General features: G+C 71.5%; 18 protein-coding genes. 9 read left to right on the top strand and 9 right to left on the bottom strand.

Annotated features, from left to right (window positions below; all coding sequences use genetic code 11):
* Window positions 1-113: 113 nt before the first annotated feature.
* Window positions 114-455 carry a hypothetical protein gene (locus N553_RS0110875; protein WP_028046539.1) on the top strand — a complete coding sequence of 114 codons (342 nt, stop codon included), beginning with the start codon at window positions 114-116 and terminating at the stop codon, window positions 453-455.
* Window positions 456-495: 40 nt separating this feature from the next.
* On the opposite strand, the gene N553_RS0110870 is transcribed toward N553_RS0110875, so the two are convergent.
* Window positions 496-1,965: a leucyl aminopeptidase gene (locus N553_RS0110870; protein ID WP_028046538.1), complete on the bottom strand. Its 1,470-nt coding sequence runs from the start codon at window positions 1,963-1,965 to the stop codon at window positions 496-498.
* A 40-nt stretch (window positions 1,966-2,005) separates the two neighbouring features.
* On the opposite strand from N553_RS0110870, the gene N553_RS0110865 reads away from it, so the two are divergent.
* Genes N553_RS0110865 through N553_RS0110850 form a run of 4 tightly spaced genes read left to right on the top strand, consistent with a single transcriptional unit; the run spans window position 2,006 to window position 4,077 of the window.
* Window positions 2,006-2,365, top strand: coding sequence for a hypothetical protein (locus N553_RS0110865; RefSeq protein ID WP_028046537.1), 360 nt, complete (start codon window positions 2,006-2,008; stop codon window positions 2,363-2,365).
* Window positions 2,362-2,790: a hypothetical protein gene (locus N553_RS22275; RefSeq protein WP_034621786.1), complete on the top strand. Its 429-nt coding sequence runs from the start codon at window positions 2,362-2,364 to the stop codon at window positions 2,788-2,790. Before N553_RS0110865 ends, N553_RS22275 begins: the two co-directional genes overlap by 4 nt.
* 10 nt (window positions 2,791-2,800) lie before the next feature.
* Window positions 2,801-3,865 carry a quinone-dependent dihydroorotate dehydrogenase gene (locus tag N553_RS22270; RefSeq protein ID WP_051640074.1) on the top strand — a complete coding sequence of 355 codons (1,065 nt, stop codon included), beginning with the start codon at window positions 2,801-2,803 and terminating at the stop codon, window positions 3,863-3,865.
* On the top strand, window positions 3,865-4,077 hold the full coding sequence (locus N553_RS0110850) for a hypothetical protein (RefSeq protein WP_028046536.1): 213 nt from the start codon (window positions 3,865-3,867) through the stop codon (window positions 4,075-4,077). The genes N553_RS22270 and N553_RS0110850 overlap by 1 nt, the downstream gene beginning before the upstream one ends.
* Here N553_RS0110850 and N553_RS22265 read toward each other — a convergent pair whose 3' ends face one another.
* Window positions 4,078-5,538: a PLP-dependent aminotransferase family protein gene (locus N553_RS22265; RefSeq protein WP_034621784.1), complete on the bottom strand. Its 1,461-nt coding sequence runs from the start codon at window positions 5,536-5,538 to the stop codon at window positions 4,078-4,080.
* A gap of 197 nt (window positions 5,539-5,735) precedes the next feature.
* Here N553_RS22265 and N553_RS22260 point away from each other — a divergent pair, with 197 nt between their 5' ends.
* Window positions 5,736-6,359 (top strand): YitT family protein, encoded by a 624-nt coding sequence (locus N553_RS22260; protein ID WP_051640073.1) that lies wholly within the window; start codon window positions 5,736-5,738, stop codon window positions 6,357-6,359.
* A gap of 24 nt (window positions 6,360-6,383) precedes the next feature.
* Here the strand turns inward: N553_RS22260 and N553_RS0110835 are convergent, their stop codons facing one another.
* Window positions 6,384-7,394 (bottom strand): aldo/keto reductase family protein, encoded by a 1,011-nt coding sequence (locus N553_RS0110835; RefSeq protein WP_028046535.1) that lies wholly within the window; start codon window positions 7,392-7,394, stop codon window positions 6,384-6,386.
* Window positions 7,395-7,403: 9 nt separating this feature from the next.
* A complete protein-coding gene (locus N553_RS0110830; protein WP_028046534.1) occupies window positions 7,404-7,982 on the bottom strand; it encodes a DUF3043 domain-containing protein in 579 nt (192 codons plus the stop codon).
* Between the two features lie 33 nt (window positions 7,983-8,015).
* On the opposite strand from N553_RS0110830, the gene N553_RS0110825 reads away from it, so the two are divergent.
* The gene (locus tag N553_RS0110825; protein ID WP_028046533.1) at window positions 8,016-9,383 is read left to right on the top strand and encodes a dipeptidase; all 1,368 of its coding nucleotides are present in this window, start codon (window positions 8,016-8,018) and stop codon (window positions 9,381-9,383) included.
* Here the strand turns inward: N553_RS0110825 and N553_RS22255 are convergent.
* The 3 genes from N553_RS22255 to nadA are packed head-to-tail and all read right to left on the bottom strand — an operon-like array spanning window position 9,374 to window position 11,818.
* On the bottom strand, window positions 9,374-10,000 hold the full coding sequence (locus N553_RS22255; protein ID WP_034621781.1) for a VOC family protein: 627 nt from the start codon (window positions 9,998-10,000) through the stop codon (window positions 9,374-9,376). The genes N553_RS0110825 and N553_RS22255 overlap by 10 nt on opposite strands.
* Before the next feature lie 20 nt (window positions 10,001-10,020).
* Window positions 10,021-10,620, bottom strand: a complete 600-nt coding sequence (locus N553_RS0110815) for a DJ-1/PfpI family protein (RefSeq protein ID WP_028046532.1) — start codon at window positions 10,618-10,620, stop codon at window positions 10,021-10,023.
* Between the two features lies 1 nt (window position 10,621).
* Window positions 10,622-11,818: a quinolinate synthase NadA gene (nadA, locus tag N553_RS0110810; RefSeq protein WP_197030064.1), complete on the bottom strand. Its 1,197-nt coding sequence runs from the start codon at window positions 11,816-11,818 to the stop codon at window positions 10,622-10,624.
* 53 nt (window positions 11,819-11,871) lie between these two features.
* On the opposite strand from nadA, the gene N553_RS0110805 reads away from it, so the two are divergent.
* The gene (locus N553_RS0110805; protein ID WP_034621779.1) at window positions 11,872-13,062 is read left to right on the top strand and encodes a glycerate kinase; all 1,191 of its coding nucleotides are present in this window, start codon (window positions 11,872-11,874) and stop codon (window positions 13,060-13,062) included.
* A gap of 148 nt (window positions 13,063-13,210) precedes the next feature.
* Window positions 13,211-13,561: an iron-sulfur cluster insertion protein ErpA gene (erpA, locus tag N553_RS0110800; protein ID WP_028046529.1), complete on the top strand. Its 351-nt coding sequence runs from the start codon at window positions 13,211-13,213 to the stop codon at window positions 13,559-13,561.
* A 42-nt stretch (window positions 13,562-13,603) separates the two neighbouring features.
* Here the strand turns inward: erpA and N553_RS0110795 are convergent, their stop codons facing one another.
* Both N553_RS0110795 and N553_RS0110790 read right to left on the bottom strand, forming a co-directional pair.
* Entirely contained in the window at window positions 13,604-13,822 is a 219-nt protein-coding gene (locus N553_RS0110795; protein WP_231505268.1) for a sulfurtransferase TusA family protein, read from the bottom strand.
* Window positions 13,822-15,009, bottom strand: a complete 1,188-nt coding sequence (locus N553_RS0110790) for a cysteine desulfurase family protein (protein WP_255347021.1) — start codon at window positions 15,007-15,009, stop codon at window positions 13,822-13,824. The genes N553_RS0110795 and N553_RS0110790 overlap by 1 nt, the downstream gene beginning before the upstream one ends.
* Window positions 15,010-15,221 lie beyond the last annotated feature (212 nt).

The raw sequence follows: 15,221 nt of genomic DNA, 5'->3' as shown, positions 1-15,221 counted from the left end.
ACGACCCGGACGCTCGATGCGGTCGTGTGACCCTCAGAACAGTCGTCCCATGACCGTCTTTCGGCGTCCTGTTTCACGGGCCCACGCAGGACGGGAATGTACTCTCGGGCAGCATGGGCCTGTTCTCTCGTCGGAAGCATCCGGCGGCCAACGACGCACCGACGGACCGCTCGGCCCGTGACGCGACGGTCGCGCACCTGAAGGACTTCATCCAGACGCGGGTGGGTGTCGAGGCGTACGTCGAGCCCAGGACCAACTCGACGCCCACGACCGTGATGCTCGTCGCGACCGACGGGGAGTGGACCCGCCGCCGGGTGCCCGACGGCGAGGCGGCGGCGCAGATCGCGCGCGAGATGAGCATCCCGATCTACGACGTGCAGCGCACCGGGTACCCGCAGCGCGTCCGGGACTACAACGCGCGTCAGCGGATCGCACGCAAGCGCTCGATCAGCTGACTACGCGCCGGCTCGGGCCGCGCCCGGAGCTGTTTCGGGTCTAGACCGATCGGCCTTCGATCAGTGCCAGGAGCGTGCGGACGCCGACACCTGTCCCACCCACGGGCGTGTATCCGTGTGCCGAACGCTCGTTGAACGCGGGGCCGGCGATGTCGAGGTGAGCCCACGGCGTCTGGCCGACGAACTCCTGCAGGAAGATGCCGGCGGTGAGCATGCCGCCGAAGCGGTCGCTGATGTTCGCGATGTCCGCGACCTTGGACTTCAGGCCCGGTCGCAGGTCTGCGGGCAACGGCATCGGCCAGAACTGCTCACCCGAGGTGCCGGCGGCGGTGACGACCTCGGCGCGGACGTCGTCCGTTCCCATGACCGCGGACACCCGGTGACCGAGCGCAACCACCTGGGCACCGGTCAGCGTGGCGATGTCGACCACCACGTCGGGCTTCTCGGCGACCGCCTCGACCAGACCGTCCGCCAGGACGAGACGGCCCTCGGCATCGGTGTTGAGCACCTCGACGGTCTTGCCACCGCGGATCGTGATGACGTCCGACGGGCGTTGCGCGGTGCCCGACGGCATGTTCTCGGCCAGGCACAGCCAGCCGGTGACCGCGACGGGCAGCTCGAGCTGTGCCGCCGCCACGACCGTGCTCAGCACCGCGGCCGCACCGGCCATGTCGGACTTCATCGCCTCCATGCCCGCGGCCGGCTTGATCGAGATGCCACCGGAGTCGAACGTGATGCCCTTGCCGACCAGTGCCACCTTCCCCTTGGGGCGCGAGGGCGAGTACGCGACCTTGACCAGGCGCGGGCCGCGTGACGAGCCCTGCCCGACGCCGGTGAGCCCGCCGTAGCCGCCCGCGAGCAGCGCCTTGTCGTCCGTCACCGTCACGCGCAGCCCCTTGGCGCCGGAGTCCTTCACGGCAGCCTTGGCCAGGTCCGCGAATGCCGCCGGGTAGAGGTCGTTCGGCGCCGTGTTGACGAGGTCCCGCGTCCGGTGCACCGCGGCGGCGACCACCGCGGCACGGGCCACACCTTCCTTGGCGGCACGGTCACGTGGGTGCTTGGTCACGATCTGGATCGTCGCGACGGGAGCCTTGGCCGAGACGTTGTAGCGCGCGTACGAGTACGCACCGAGGAGCGCGCCCTCTGCGATGGCGGAGACGGACTCCGCGTCATCGGCCGGGAGTGCGAGGCCCACGCTCGCCGTCCCCGCGAGCTCACGCGTCGCGGCACCCGCGGCCCGCCGGAGGGACTCGGGTGTCAGGGGTCCTGAGCCGACGCCGGTCAGCACGAGGACCGGGGCGGCCAGACCCGTACCGGGCAGACGCCGGACCTCGTCTGCCGCGCCCGTGATGCCCAGGGCCGTCGCGGAGGACGCGAGCAGCGAGCGGAGCTCCTTGGGGAGGTGCTCGGCGCCCAGGACGACGGGAGCGTCGTCCTGCTGCCTGACCGCGACCACCAGGGCGTCGACGGCGAGACGGGCAGGGTCGTGTGAGGTCAGCGTCACGGTCACGGTCCGACTATAGGTCGACGCGCCGGTACGGTGGGGCACCGTGATCGTCGCCCTCGCCCTGCTGGTCGTCGCGCTCTGCGTCGCGCTGGCGGGCTGGGCGTCGTGGTTCGTCGTCCGCGACCGTGCGGTGGTCCTGCGTCAGCTGTGGGGCGGCGCGGTGGTCGAGGCAGTCCTCCTCGTGCAGGCCTTGGTGGCTGGCGTGGTCGCCGTGACCACGGCGCCCGACATCGACGCCGTGCTCGTGTGGGGGTACGTCCTCACGCAGCTGCTCATCCTGCCGATCGCCGCGGCGTGGGCCTTCGCGGAGCGCACGCGGTGGAGCTCCGTGGTTCTCGTGCTGGCCGCGCTGACCGTCGCATTCCTGGAGTACCGACTTCTGCAGATCTGGGGGACCGTGTGACGCAGGTGGCAACGCGTTCTACGGCGAGCGGTCCGGGGCGACTGCTCGTGGCGGTGTACGGCATCCTGGCGCTCGCCGCGACGGCACGGGGCGCCTACCAGGTGGCTCTGAAGCTCGACGAGGCGCCGGTCGCCTACCTGCTCTCCCTCGCCTCGGGGATCGTGTACGTCGTGGCGACGATCGCGTTGGCCAAGGACTGGCGTGCCCTCGCGTGGTGGGCGGTGGGCATCGAGATGGCGGGCGTGCTCACGGTCGGCGTCCTGTCGCTCACGGTCGTCGACGACTTCCCGGACGAGACGGTGTGGTCGGCCTTCGGGCAGGGCTACGGCTATGTCCCGGTGATCCTGCCGTTCCTCGGTCTGCTGTGGCTGTGGCGGACGGGCCGTCCGGCCACCCGGACGGGCCGTCCGGCCACCACCGCCTAGGGTTGAGTACGTGTACCGCCTGCTCTTCGACATCGTCTTCCGCCGCATGGACCCCGAACGTGCGCACGAGCTCTCGTTCGGGCTGATCCGTGGCGTCGCGCGCGTCCCTGCGCTGCGTGGCGTCGTGGCCCGGGTCTTCGCGGCGCCCGTCGAAGGCCAGGTCCAGGTCTTCGGCCGTCGGTTCCCGTCCCGGTTCGGCCTCGCCGCCGGTTTCGACAAGAACGCCCGGGGCGTCGCGGGTTTGACGATGCTCGGGTTCGGGTTCGTCGAGGTGGGCACCGTGACCGCGCACGCCCAGCCCGGCAACGAGGCGCCACGGCTGTGGCGAGTCCTCGACCAGCGGGCTCTGCGCAACCGCATGGGCTTCAACAACGAGGGCTCGGCGGAGGTCGCCGCTCGCCTGCGTCGTCTGCGCGCGACCCCGGCGGGCCGTCGGCTGGTGGTCGGGGTGAACATCGGCAAGACCAAGGCGACCCCGGCTGAGCACGCCCCGACCGACTACGCCACGAGCGCCGGGCGGCTCGCGCCGTACGCGGACTACCTGGTGGTCAACGTCTCGTCCCCGAACACCCCCGGCCTGCGTGACCTGCAGTCGGTCGAGGCGTTGCGGCCCATCCTCGAGGCCACTCGGGTGGCCGCGGACGAGGCGACGGCCAAGGCCGGCAAGGCCGCGGTCCCGCTCCTGGTGAAGATCGCCCCGGACCTGTCGGACGAGGACGTCGATGCGGTCGCGGAGCTTGCCGCGGAGCTCGGGCTGGAGGGCATCGTCGCCGTCAACACCACGATCGCTCACGATCTCGGACCCGGAGGGCTCTCCGGTCCGCCGGTCCTCGCCCGCGGGCTCGACGTCGTCGCGCGGCTTCGCAGCCGGCTCGGCACGGACGCGGTGATCATCGGCGTGGGAGGCATCACGAGCCCGGCCGACGCCCGCGAGTACGTCGCCGTCGGCGCGACCCTGGTCCAGGGGTACACGGGCCTCATCTACGAGGGGCCGTTCTGGCCCTCGCGGATCACCCGGGCGCTCGGTGCCGACCAGGCTCTGCACGCACCCGTCCAGCGCAAGGCGGTGGCGTGATGGTGCTGCGACCGCAGTGGGAGTGGCGGTTCGACGGCCCGGACACCGAGCCGCTGAGCAGCCCGGTCAGCCCGGTGTTCACCACGCAGTACGACGCCGAGCAGTGGCTGGGCGAGCACTGGCGGACCCTCGCGGCTCAGGGTGTGCACGCGGTGCGCCTGCTGCACGAGGGCATCCAGTCGACGCCGACGCTGAACCTGCCCTACACCTGATCACACCATCGCGTGCACGCGCGCCGGTCCGGCCGACGGCTCGGTGATCCCGAGGCCCGCCCATGCGTCCGCGAGTGCCGCGACTCCGCGGTGCAGCTCGTCGGGTGTGGTCGTGTACGGGATGCGCAGGTTCTGCTCGAAGCTGCCGTCCACCCCGAACGCCGTCCCGGGGACGATCCGCACGCCGTGCCGGACCGAGATCGCTGCCAGTGCGCTCGACACGGGGGCACCGAGGTCGGCCCACAGCGACAGACCACCGCGGGGGAGCTCGAAGCGCCACGACGGCAGTCGGTCGAGCAGGAGGCCGGCGAGGAGGTCGCGCTGCTCACGCAGGACGGCGCGCCGGCGGTCGAGCAGCTCGACCGGTCTGGCGAGCAGCTCGGTGACGACCAGCTGCTCGAGGAGCGGCGTCCCGATGTCGACGCTCGAGCGTGCGGACGCGAGCCTGGTCACCAGGTCGGGGTGCCCGCGCACCCAGCCGACGCGGAGACCGCCCCAGAACGACTTCGACGCCGACCCGATCGAGACCACGAACGCCGATCCGGTCCCGTCGCCGGTGAACGAGGACGGTGCGGGTCCGTCGACCGTCAGCTCGGTCATGACCTCGTCGCCGACCACGGTCGTGCGGTACCGACGCGCCATGGCCCGCACCGCTGCACGCTCGTCGTCGTCGAGCGACGTGCCCGTCGGGTTCCGGTGGTCGGGGATGAGGTAGACGAGCCGCGGGGCGACCTGGCGGATCGTCGACTCGAGAAGGTCGATGTCGAGCCCCCGCTCGCCGGACGGCACGGGCACCGGCCGTGCGCCCGAGCCGCGGACGGCCTCGATGGCGTGCGGGTACGTGGGGTGCTCGACGACAACGCGGTCGCCTGGGCCCGCGTGGGCGTGCGCGAGCAGGTGGATGGCCTGCTGAGCACCAGCCGTCACCAGGATCTGGTCCGGTGTCGTAGGAGTGCCCCGGCGGGAGTACCACCCGGCGATCGCCTCGCGCAGGACGGGCAGGCCGAGGGGCGCGTAGCCGGTTCCGGTCAGGTGCCGGGGGAGGGCGTCCAGTGCGGCCAGGTACGCGCCGTGCAGGACCGACGGGGCCGACGGCGCTGCCATGGACAGGTCCACGACTCCCGGCTCCCCGTCGTGGGACCGTTCGAAGGCGGAGCGGGCTCCCCGTCCTGCCGGCAGGGTGGTCACGGTGCCGGAGCCGCGTCGGCTGGCCAGGTACCCCTCGTCGCGGAGCAGTCCGTAGGTCGCCGTGGTGGTCGTCCGCGACACGCCCGCGGCGTCGGCGAGCTCGCGCTCGCTCGGCAGCCGGGTGCTCAAGGGCACGGTTCCCGACAGGATGGCCGCGCGCAGTGCATCGGCGAGTGCGACGTAGGCAGGCCCGGGGCGCTGCCAGGTGCCGAGCACGGACTGGAGCCGCCGACCACTGATCCGGCGGTCCGCGGGGAGGTCACCAGGTGTCATGGGGCCACTGTTCCACAGGTGGCTATGTGAAGAAAGGCCAATGGCCCACAACACTTGGGAACCATGACCATGTGGCTATGGATCCTTCTGATTCTCCTTCTGGCAGCGGCGTTAGTCTGGACGGTGGCGCGGCTCGCGCGGCGCCGCAGCCGACCCCCGCGCGAGCCGCGATACGGGTGGACCGAGTGGAACTTCCGATGACCCGCAGGTGTGCGCAGCTCCTCGTCGGGCTGGTCCTGTACGCGGCATCGATCGCGATCGTGGTGGACGCGGACCTGGGATCGATGCCGTGGGACGTGCTGACTCAGGGGATCGTCAAGCACACAGGCCTGTCGTTCGGGATGGTGACGCTGCTGACGGGCGTCGTGGTGCTCCTGTGCTGGATCCCCCTGCGGCAGCGCCCGGGTGTCGGCACCGTCGCCAACGTCGCCGTGATCAGTGTGCTCGTCGACCCGTTCCTCCGCCTGCTCGGCCAGCTGCCGGAACCCCTGCCGCTCGGTGTGCGCGGAGCGACAGCGCTCGGCGGGATCGTGCTCAACGGCCTGGCGACCGGCCTGTACGTCGGCGCGCGGCTCGGGCCGGGTCCGCGCGACGGTCTCATGACAGGGCTCGTCGCGCGGACCGGCTGGTCGATCCGGCTGGTCCGCACGGGGATCGAGGCCACGGTCGTGACCGCCGGCTGGATCCTCGGCGGTACGTTCGGGCCGGCCACCGTCGTCTATGCGCTGGCGATCGGCCCGCTCGTGCACGTCTTCCTACCGCGGCTCACCGTGCCGACGGCCGACCCCGCGGTCGCGGAGCCGGCCGTCATGCCGGTCTGAGTCAGCGCAGCGAACCGCCCGGTGTCAGCGAGGCCCCGGGGCGCCCAGGGCTGTCTCTGCGGGGTCGTCGACCACCGAGTCGCCGAGGACGGTGTCGATCCGCTTCAGGAGCTCAGGCGGGATGACCACGCCGGACGCCTTCACGTTCTCCGTCACCTGCTCGGGACGGGAGGCACCGATGATCGCGGAGGCGACGTTCTCGTTCTGCAGCACCCAGGCGACCGCCAGCTGGGCCATCGAGATGCCGAGCTCGTCGGCGACCGGCCGCAGCTTCTGGACACGAGGAAGGACCTCGCGACGGGCGAGGATCCGCCCGATGAATCCTGCGCCGCCCTTCTCGTCGGTGGCACGGGACCCGGCTGGAACGGGCTTGTCGGGCAGGTACTTGCCGGTGAGAACGCCCTGCGCGACGGGAGACCAGACGATCTGCGAGATGCCGAGCTCGGCCGACGTCGGGACGACCTCACCCTCGATGACGCGCCACAGCGCCGAGTACTGCGGCTGGTTTGAGATGAGGTGGACACCCAGGTCCTGCGCGAGTGCGTGACCGGCACGGATCTGGTCCGCGGTCCACTCGCTGACTCCGATGTAGAGCGCCTTGCCGGACCGAACCACGTCCGCGAACGCCTGCATCGTCTCCTCGAGCGGGGTCGACTCGTCGTACCGGTGCGCCTGGTACAGGTCGACGTAGTCGGTCTTCAGGCGCTTCAGCGACCCGTCGATCGACTCGAGGATGTGCTTGCGGGAAAGACCCGAGTCGTTGGCGCCGCCGGGGCCTGTCGGCCAGTAGACCTTGGTGAAGATCTCGAGCGATGCGCGCCGTTCGCCCTTGAGTGCCTCACCCAGGACGGACTCGGCCTTGGTGTTCGCGTAGACGTCCGCGGTGTCGAAGCTGGTGATGCCCGCATCCAGTGCAGCTCGGACACAGGCCTTCGCGGTGTCGTTCTCCACCTGCGACCCGTGCGTGAGCCAGTTGCCGTAGGTGATCTCGGTGATCTTGAGGCCGGAGCGGCCGAGGTAGCGGTAGGAAACCATTCCTCGACCCTAGCTGGGGTACTGGCCCCGCTTCACCTGGGGCTTCGGCAGCCGTGAACGGCGGATCTGGAGCGCTCGGACGACCGTGTAGAACGGCGCCCCCTTGAGGGGCACGTCGTCACCGAACTTGGCCTTGAGGCGCTTCTTCGTGGTGCGCCAGAGGAAGAACGCGTCGACCGAGAAGAGGACCATGTACGCATAGAGCGCAAGGATCGCGCCGCCGGCGATGGCCGTGTTCTTGGCGAACATCAGCTGCACCACGATCAGCAGGACCGCGACAGGAAGGACGAACTCGCCCAGGTTCCACCGGGCGTCGACGACGTCCCGCATGAACCGGCGCTGCGGCCCGCGGTCCTTGAGCGGCATGTGCTTCTCGTCGCCGGTCTGCATCGCCTGGTACTCGAGGTTGCGCTGCTTCTTGCGGCTGTCCGCCTGCGCGCTCTTCGCGCCCTTGCGGTCGGAGCTGACCAGAGGGCGCTTGTTCGCCGCCTCTGCCTCCTTGCGCTTCGGCGTCGGCCTGCCCTTGCCTACGGGCTCGCTGGGGCCCTCCGACAGGGCGGGCTGCTGGTCGTTGCTGCGTCCGGGCACGGAGCCAAGGGTAGTCGAGTAGCGTGCAGAGGCGTGACCGAACAGACAACCACGACCGATGACCGGACCGAGGTGCTGCGTCTGCGGACGGCGGGCCTCTTCAGCGTCCTGCGGGCAGATCTCGAGGCGCTGGTGCGGATCCCCAGCGTCTCCAACGCGGAGTTCGACCAGTCGCACGTCGCCGCGAGCGCGGACGCCGTCGTCGGTCTGCTCCGGGGGGTCGGCTTCGACGACGTCCAGGTGTTGCGCGTGGGCGGTGGGGCACCCGCGGTCGTCGCGCGGCGTCCCGGCCCGCCGGGGGCGCCGACCGTCCTGCTCTATGCGCACCACGACGTCCAACCGCCCGGAGACGACGCCGACTGGGACACGCCGCCGTTCGTCCCGACCGAGCGAGACGGACGCCTGTACGGGCGCGGCGCGGCAGACGACAAGGCGGGGATCATGGCCCACGTCGGGGCACTGCGCGTGCTTGCCGACGATCTCGCGGTGGGTGTGACCGTGTTCGTGGAAGGGGAGGAGGAGATCGGCTCGCCCACCTTCCTGCCGTTCCTCACCGCGCACCGGGACCTGCTCGCGGCTGACGTCATCGTCGTGGCGGACTCGTCCAACTGGGCTGTCGGTGTGCCGGGCCTGACGACCTCGCTGCGTGGGCTCGTCGACTGCGTGGTGGAGGTGGCTGTGCTCGACCACGCGGTCCACTCGGGCATGTTCGGCGGCGCCGTCCTGGACGCCCCGACCTTGCTCGCCCGACTGCTTGCCACGCTCCACGACGACGCCGGGGACGTGGCGGTCGCCGGGCTCGTGCGCGCGCCGGACCCCACGGTGGACTACGACGAGGCCGCCTTCCGCGCGGACGCAGGAGTTCTCGACGGGGTCCGTCTCGCCGGGACGGGTCCGATCACGGCCCGGCTCTGGACGAGGCCGGCCATCGGCGTCATCGGCCTGGACGCGCCGCGGGTGGCCAGCGCGTCGAACACGATCACGCCCCGGGCGTCGGCCAAGCTGTCCATGCGGATCCCCGCGGGGCAGGATCCGGTCGCGGCGATGGACGCGCTGCGGACGCACCTGCTCGGCCACGCACCCTTCGGCGCTCGCGTCACCGTCACCGAGGGTGAGGCCGGCAAGCCGTTCCAGGCGCCCACGGACTCGCCTGCCATGCGATCCGCTCGCTGGGCGTTCGCGCAGGCCTGGGGCACCGCGCCCGTCGACATCGGCGTCGGGGGCTCCATCCCGTTCATCGCCGACCTGCTCGACGTGTTCCCGGACGCGTCGATCCTCGTCACCGGCGTGGAGGACCCCGACAGCCGCGCGCACGGTGCCAATGAGTCCGTGCACCTCGCAGAGCTGGAGAAGGTCGTGCTGGCAGAGGCGCTTCTGCTCGAGAGGCTCGCTCAGAGCTGAGCGAGGCGGCCCCGCGTGACGGCCGCCGCGGCGTCGTCTCCGAGCCGTTGCTGCAGCTCGGCGACGAGGGCCAGCGCTGCGACGCGGTCCTTTCGGGGTGTCGACTCGTCCGCTCTGCGCTCGGCACCGGCAAGCACCTTGAGTGCCTGGGCCTCGTCGCCGCGGGAGTCGGCGAGCACCACCGCGTTCTCGACGGCGCGCGCAAGCGGTGTCGTGGCAGCAGGAGTGTCCGAGACCTCGCCGTACACGCGGATCCAGTTTCCGCTCGGGTCGACGAGGGAGAACCCGCTGCGGCCAGCTGCGTTGGCGCGGTGCCGCGGCCGGGTGATCCGGGGGAGCCCGGCGACCGGGATGCGGCCGTAGAGGCCTCGCAGGCCGTCGGCCCACTCGCGCCAGAGTGCCTCGGTGTCATCGACGAGAACGAGGCACGACGAGTGCGACTGTTCGGGGTCCCAGTCGGGCATCCCATACACGTGCAGGCCGAGGTCGCCCCTGCGAAACGCGGCGTGCGGGCTCGGTCGGTACTGCTGCGAGGTCACCTCGAATCCGAGGCTGCCGTAGAACCTGACTGCTTCGTCAAGGTCACCGCAGGGCAGGAGCGGAACGGTCCGAGCCATTCATCCATCCAAGCATCGGGTTACACCGGTGGCTGCGGGTCGTACTGGATGCCCCGGCGCACGTCGCGGGCCACGTCGACCGACTCGAGCCGGGCGACGAGATGGAGTGCCATGTCGATCCCCGCCGAGACGCCTGCCGACGTGACCAGGTCGCCGTCGTCGACGAAGCGCGACTCCGTGTCGGCGAGCACGTCCGGCTCGAGCTCGAGCAGCTCGTCGAATGCGGCCCAGTGCGTCGTCGCCGGCCGACCGCTGAGCAGCCCCGCGGCCGCGTACACCAGGGCACCCGTGCAGACGCTGGCGAGGAGGGGCGTCGACGCGCGCATCTCATGGACCCACGCCAGGTGCTCGGGCTGTCGCATCAGGAGCCGCGTGCCGTGACCGCCGGGGTAGACCAGGACGTGCAGTGGGCCCAGGCCGCCCGCGGAGGTGTCGGGTACCAGCCGTAGTCCCTTGGCGCACACGACCCCACCGCCGTCCGACGAGAACGTCAGCACCTCGGGGTGCAGCTCGGAGTGGTCGGCCCAGAACTTCAGCACCTCGTACGGACCGACGACGTCGAGCTCCTCGGCGCCGTCGAACACGAAGATCCCGATGCGCAGGCCGTTCCCCGTGGACATGTCAGTACCCGGGCAACGCGAGCATCTGGTCGAGAGCAACCCGCGCCCAGTGTGCGACGTCCGCGTCCACGACGATCTGGTTGACGGTTCGGCCGGCGAGCAAGGACTCCATCGCCCAGACCAGGTGTGGCAGGTCGATGCGGTTCATGGTCGAGCAGAAGCAGACCGTGGAGTCGAGGTAGTGGACGTTCTTGTCCGGGTGCGCCGCTGCGATCCGCCGCACCAGGTTGAGCTCGGTGCCGATGGCCCAGGAGCTGCCCGGCTCGGCGGCATCGAGGGCCTTGATGATGTACTCGGTCGACCCCACCATGTCTGCCGCCGTGACCACCTCGTGCTTGCACTCGGGGTGCACGAGCACGGTCACGTCCGGGACGGCGGCGCGGATGTCGGTGACGTTGCGCTCCGAGAAGCGGCCGTGCACCGAGCAGTGGCCGCGCCACAGGATCATGCGCGCGTCCCGCAGCTGCTCGGTGGTCAGACCGCCACCCGGCTTGCGTGGGTCGAACACCACGCAGTCGTCCAGGGACAGACCCAGCTGGAGCACCGCGGTGTTGCGGCCGAGGTGCTGGTCCGGCATGAACAGCACCTTGCCGGTGCCCTCGATGCCGCCGACCTGGTCGAACGCCCACCGGAGCGCGACGTGCGCGTTCGACGAGGTACAGATCGTGCCGCCGTGGCGTCCGGTGAACGCCTTGATCGCGGCCGTGGAGTTCATGTACGTCACCGGAATGGTGTCGTCGGCGATCCCGGCGTCGGCGAGCACGTCCCACGCGTCCTCGACCTGGTCGATGGCCGCCATGTCCGCCATGGAGCAACCGGCTGCCAGATCGGGGAGGATCACCTTCTGGTGTTCCGACGTCAGGATGTCCGCGGACTCGGCCATGAAGTGCACGCCGCAGAAGATGATGAACTCGGCGTCGGGTCGCGCCGCGGCCTCGCGGGCGAGCTTGAACGAGTCGCCCGTGACGTCGGCGAAGTCGATCACCTCGTCGCGCTGGTAGTGGTGGCCGAGCACGAACGCGCGGGTGCCGAGCGCCGCACGGGCCGCGCGTGCCCGTTCGACGAGGTCCGGGTCGCTGGCTGCCGGGAGGTCCCCGACGCACTCGACCCCACGCTCGGAGGCGAGGTCGATGCCGCGCCCCAGCAGCAGGAGGGCCGACGGAGCCGGCTCGGGGAAGGTGCGTCGATCCGTGGTCACGCTCACGCGCCGATCCTCCCACACGGTCCGCGACGCCCGTCAGGCGTGCCACGATGCACGGCGTGCGCGTCCTCATCGCCCCCGACAGCTTCGGCTCGAGCCTGACGGCCGACGAGGCGGCGGACGTCATCGCCGGCGCCTGGCGCACGGTCGCGCCGGATGACGACGTGCTCACGTGCCCGCTCTCCGACGGAGGACCCGGGTTCGTCGCGACGCTTCACCGCGCCTTGGGCGGTGACCTCGTCCCTGTCACGGTGCTCTCTCCCGTCGGAGAGCCCGTTCCGGTCGTGTTCCTGCGCGTCGGGGCAACGGCCTACGTCGAGTCGGCGCAGGCGATCGGCCTGCCTCTCGTCCCGCCCGAGCGGCGTGATCCCGGCCGGACGACGTCGCGCGGGGTGGGTGACGTGCTCGCGGCCGCGCTCGCCGAGGGAGCCACCCGGGTGGTGGTCGGACTCGGCGGCTCCGCGACGAACGACGCAGGCGCTGGTGCCCTGGTCGCGCTCGCCGACGCGCTCCGCGTGCCGGGGCTGTCCGACGACCTCGCGCGAGGTGGCGCAACCCTTGGAGCGGTCACGGCCGACGACGTCGCGGGTCTGCCGGCCCTGCGCGACCGGCTCCGAGGCGTCGACCTCGTCGTCGCGACCGACGTGGACGTTCCGCTGCTCGGTCTGCAGGGTGCGAGTGCGGGTTTCGCCCCGCAGAAGGGCGCGACGCCCGAGCAGGCGCAGGCGCTCGAGCGCGCCCTCGCCGACTTCGCCCATGTGGCAGCCGGAGCGCTGGGTGACGCGGTCCGTCCCGATCTCATGGCCGGTGCACGAGCCGCGTCCGGGACGACGCGCCTGACCACCGCAGCGGGGGCCGGTGCCGCGGGAGGGCTGGGTTTCGGGCTGTCGCTCGTCGGGGGTCGGCTCGTCCCAGGGTCAGGCTTCGTGGCCGACGCGGTCGGGCTCGGCGCGCGGATCGCCGAGGTCGACCTGGTCGTGACCGGGGAGGGCAGGTTCGACTGGCAGTCGTTGCACGGCAAGGCCGCGACCGAGGTCGCGTCGCGGGCGCTCGCGCACGGCGTCCCCACGGTCGTGCTTGCGGGCGAGGTCCTGGTCGGTCGCAGGGAGCTCTCAGCGGCGGGGATCACGGCCGCGTACGCGGTGGCGAGCACTGCTGAGGGGGTACGCGAAGCACTCGCAGCACCCGCGCAGACCTTGGCCGCGCGCGCCGCGAGGGTTGCCCGGACGTGGTCCCGATAGCACGCGACACGGTGCGACGCATCGCACACCGGTGATCGTGCGGGGGAGACGTACCCTGGAGGGAACAACCCGGCGCCTGGTGCTGTTACGCAGGAGGTTTCAGGCCGACTGTGCCGACGCACCATCCCGTGAGCCCACTGGAGAGACTATGAGCGAGACCACGCAGACCACGACGCACGGCGTCCTCCTCACCGACGTCGCCGCCGGAAAGGTCCGCAGCCTCCTGGAGCAGGAGGGCCGCGACGACCTGCGTCTTCGTGTCGCCGTCCAGCCCGGTGGCTGCTCTGGCCTGATCTACCAGCTGTACTTCGACGAGCGCGTCCTCGACGGCGACGCCGTGAAGGACTACGACGGCGTCGAGGTCGTCGTGGACCGCATGAGCGTCCCGTACCTCGAGGGCGCGACGATCGACTTCGCCGACACGATCGAGAAGCAGGGCTTCACGATCGACAACCCGAACGCTGGCAGCGCCTGCGCGTGCGGCGGTTCGTTCAGCTGACCCGATCGAGAGAGGGGTCCGGCCGTTGCCGGGCCCCTCTTCTCATGCCTGGGTGCGGACGGTGAGCGCGTGGACGCCGTCGCTCTCGGTCGACTCCAGCATCACGTGCCCGCGCATCCTGGCCCATGCCGGTACGTCGTGAACGGCCGCCGGATCCGTCGCCAGGACGGTCAGCGTGCTGCCGACCGGCGCATCCTTCGCAGCCCGCGCCAGCCGGATCACCGGCGCCGGGCAACGGAGCCCGCGGGCGTCGACGACGATCACAGTGCGCCGACCCCCCATGCCTCACGGACCGTAGCCACGACGCTGGGGAGCTCGTCCAGGAACCGGTCGACGTCCGCCGGGCGCGTACCTCGCGGCAGCGCGACCCGGATGTTTCCGTGCGTCAGCGCGCCCATCGCCGCGAGCACGTGGCTGGGCTCGAGAGCGCTCGACGTGCACGCCGACCCGGAGCCGACCGCGAACCCTCGCGCATCCAGTGCGCCCAGCAGTGCCTCGCCCTCGACGTAGAGGCACGAGAAGGTCAGGACGTGCGGCAGACGGTCGACGGGATCTCCGACGACGTCGACGTCGGGCACCTGCGCCGCGATGCGCGCGCGCATGTGGTCGACGAGCTCGCGGCGCGTCCGGTCGTCGCGTGCACCTACCGCCACCTGGAGCGCCACGGCGGCCGCGAGTGCGGCTGGGACGCTGACGCCACCAGGGAACCAGCGGTCCTCGTCGTCCGGCCAGTCCGGGGAGCGCCGGACGCCGGAGCGGGTGACGAGCAATCCGATCCCGCTCGGACCGCCCCAGTCGCCTGCGTCGCCGGCCAGCACGTCCCAGGCGTCGCCGACGGGGACGTGGCCCAGGCTCGCCCCCGCGTCCATCACGAGGGGCACGCCCGCCGCCCGCGCCGCGTCGTGCACGACGTCGACGGGCTGCAACGTGCCGACCTCGCCGTTCGCGTGCTGGAGCGCGGCGAGGGCCACGCCGGGGCGGCGGACAGCCTCCACGAACTCGGCCACCTCGACCCGGCCGGTGGGGTCGACCGGCACCGTGATCCTGTTCCCCGAGAAGTCTGCGGCGTTGAGGACGGCCGCCCGTTCGACGGCGCCCACGACGACGTCCGCCCCGGTGCGCCGGCGGCCGCGCAGGACGGACCGGACGGCACCGTGCAGCGCAGCGGTGTGCGACGGCGCGAGGTCGACGTCCTCGGTCCGAGCGCCGACGATCGTGGCGATCGCCTCACGTGCCCCGTCGAGCAGCATGCGGGCGCGCCGCCCCTCGGCATGGACCCGTCGAGGGTCCGCCCACCCCTGGTCGAGGGCCTCCACGAACGCCGCACGTGCCTCCGCGAGCATCGGCGCGCGTCCACCGGCATCGAGGACGACTCGCCCGGCAGTGGTGTCCGTCACAACGGCAGGGTCCGGAGGCCGGCCGTTCTCGTTCTCGCGATTCGTGCTCACGCAGGCACGGTAACCCTGAGCGCCCGCTGACCAGGCGGGAGACGAACGCTCCCGACGGGGTGCTGGAACAGGTCCGTGACCTTCGGACGCGGGCGGGAGGTGACCAACGTCGTGCTGACACGGCGTCGTCAACAGGCGTCCTCAGCACGAAACGAGCGGTTCGGGGCGCTACGCTGCACCAGTCGAGGACGAAGGTCCCGAACGACGCATCC

The sequence above is a fragment of the Cellulomonas sp. URHE0023 genome (assembly GCF_000688475.1).
Lineage (GTDB): Bacteria > Actinomycetota > Actinomycetes > Actinomycetales > Cellulomonadaceae > Cellulomonas.
Note: the sequence above shows the minus strand (reverse complement) of the source record. Positions and strands in the feature narration are given on the sequence as shown.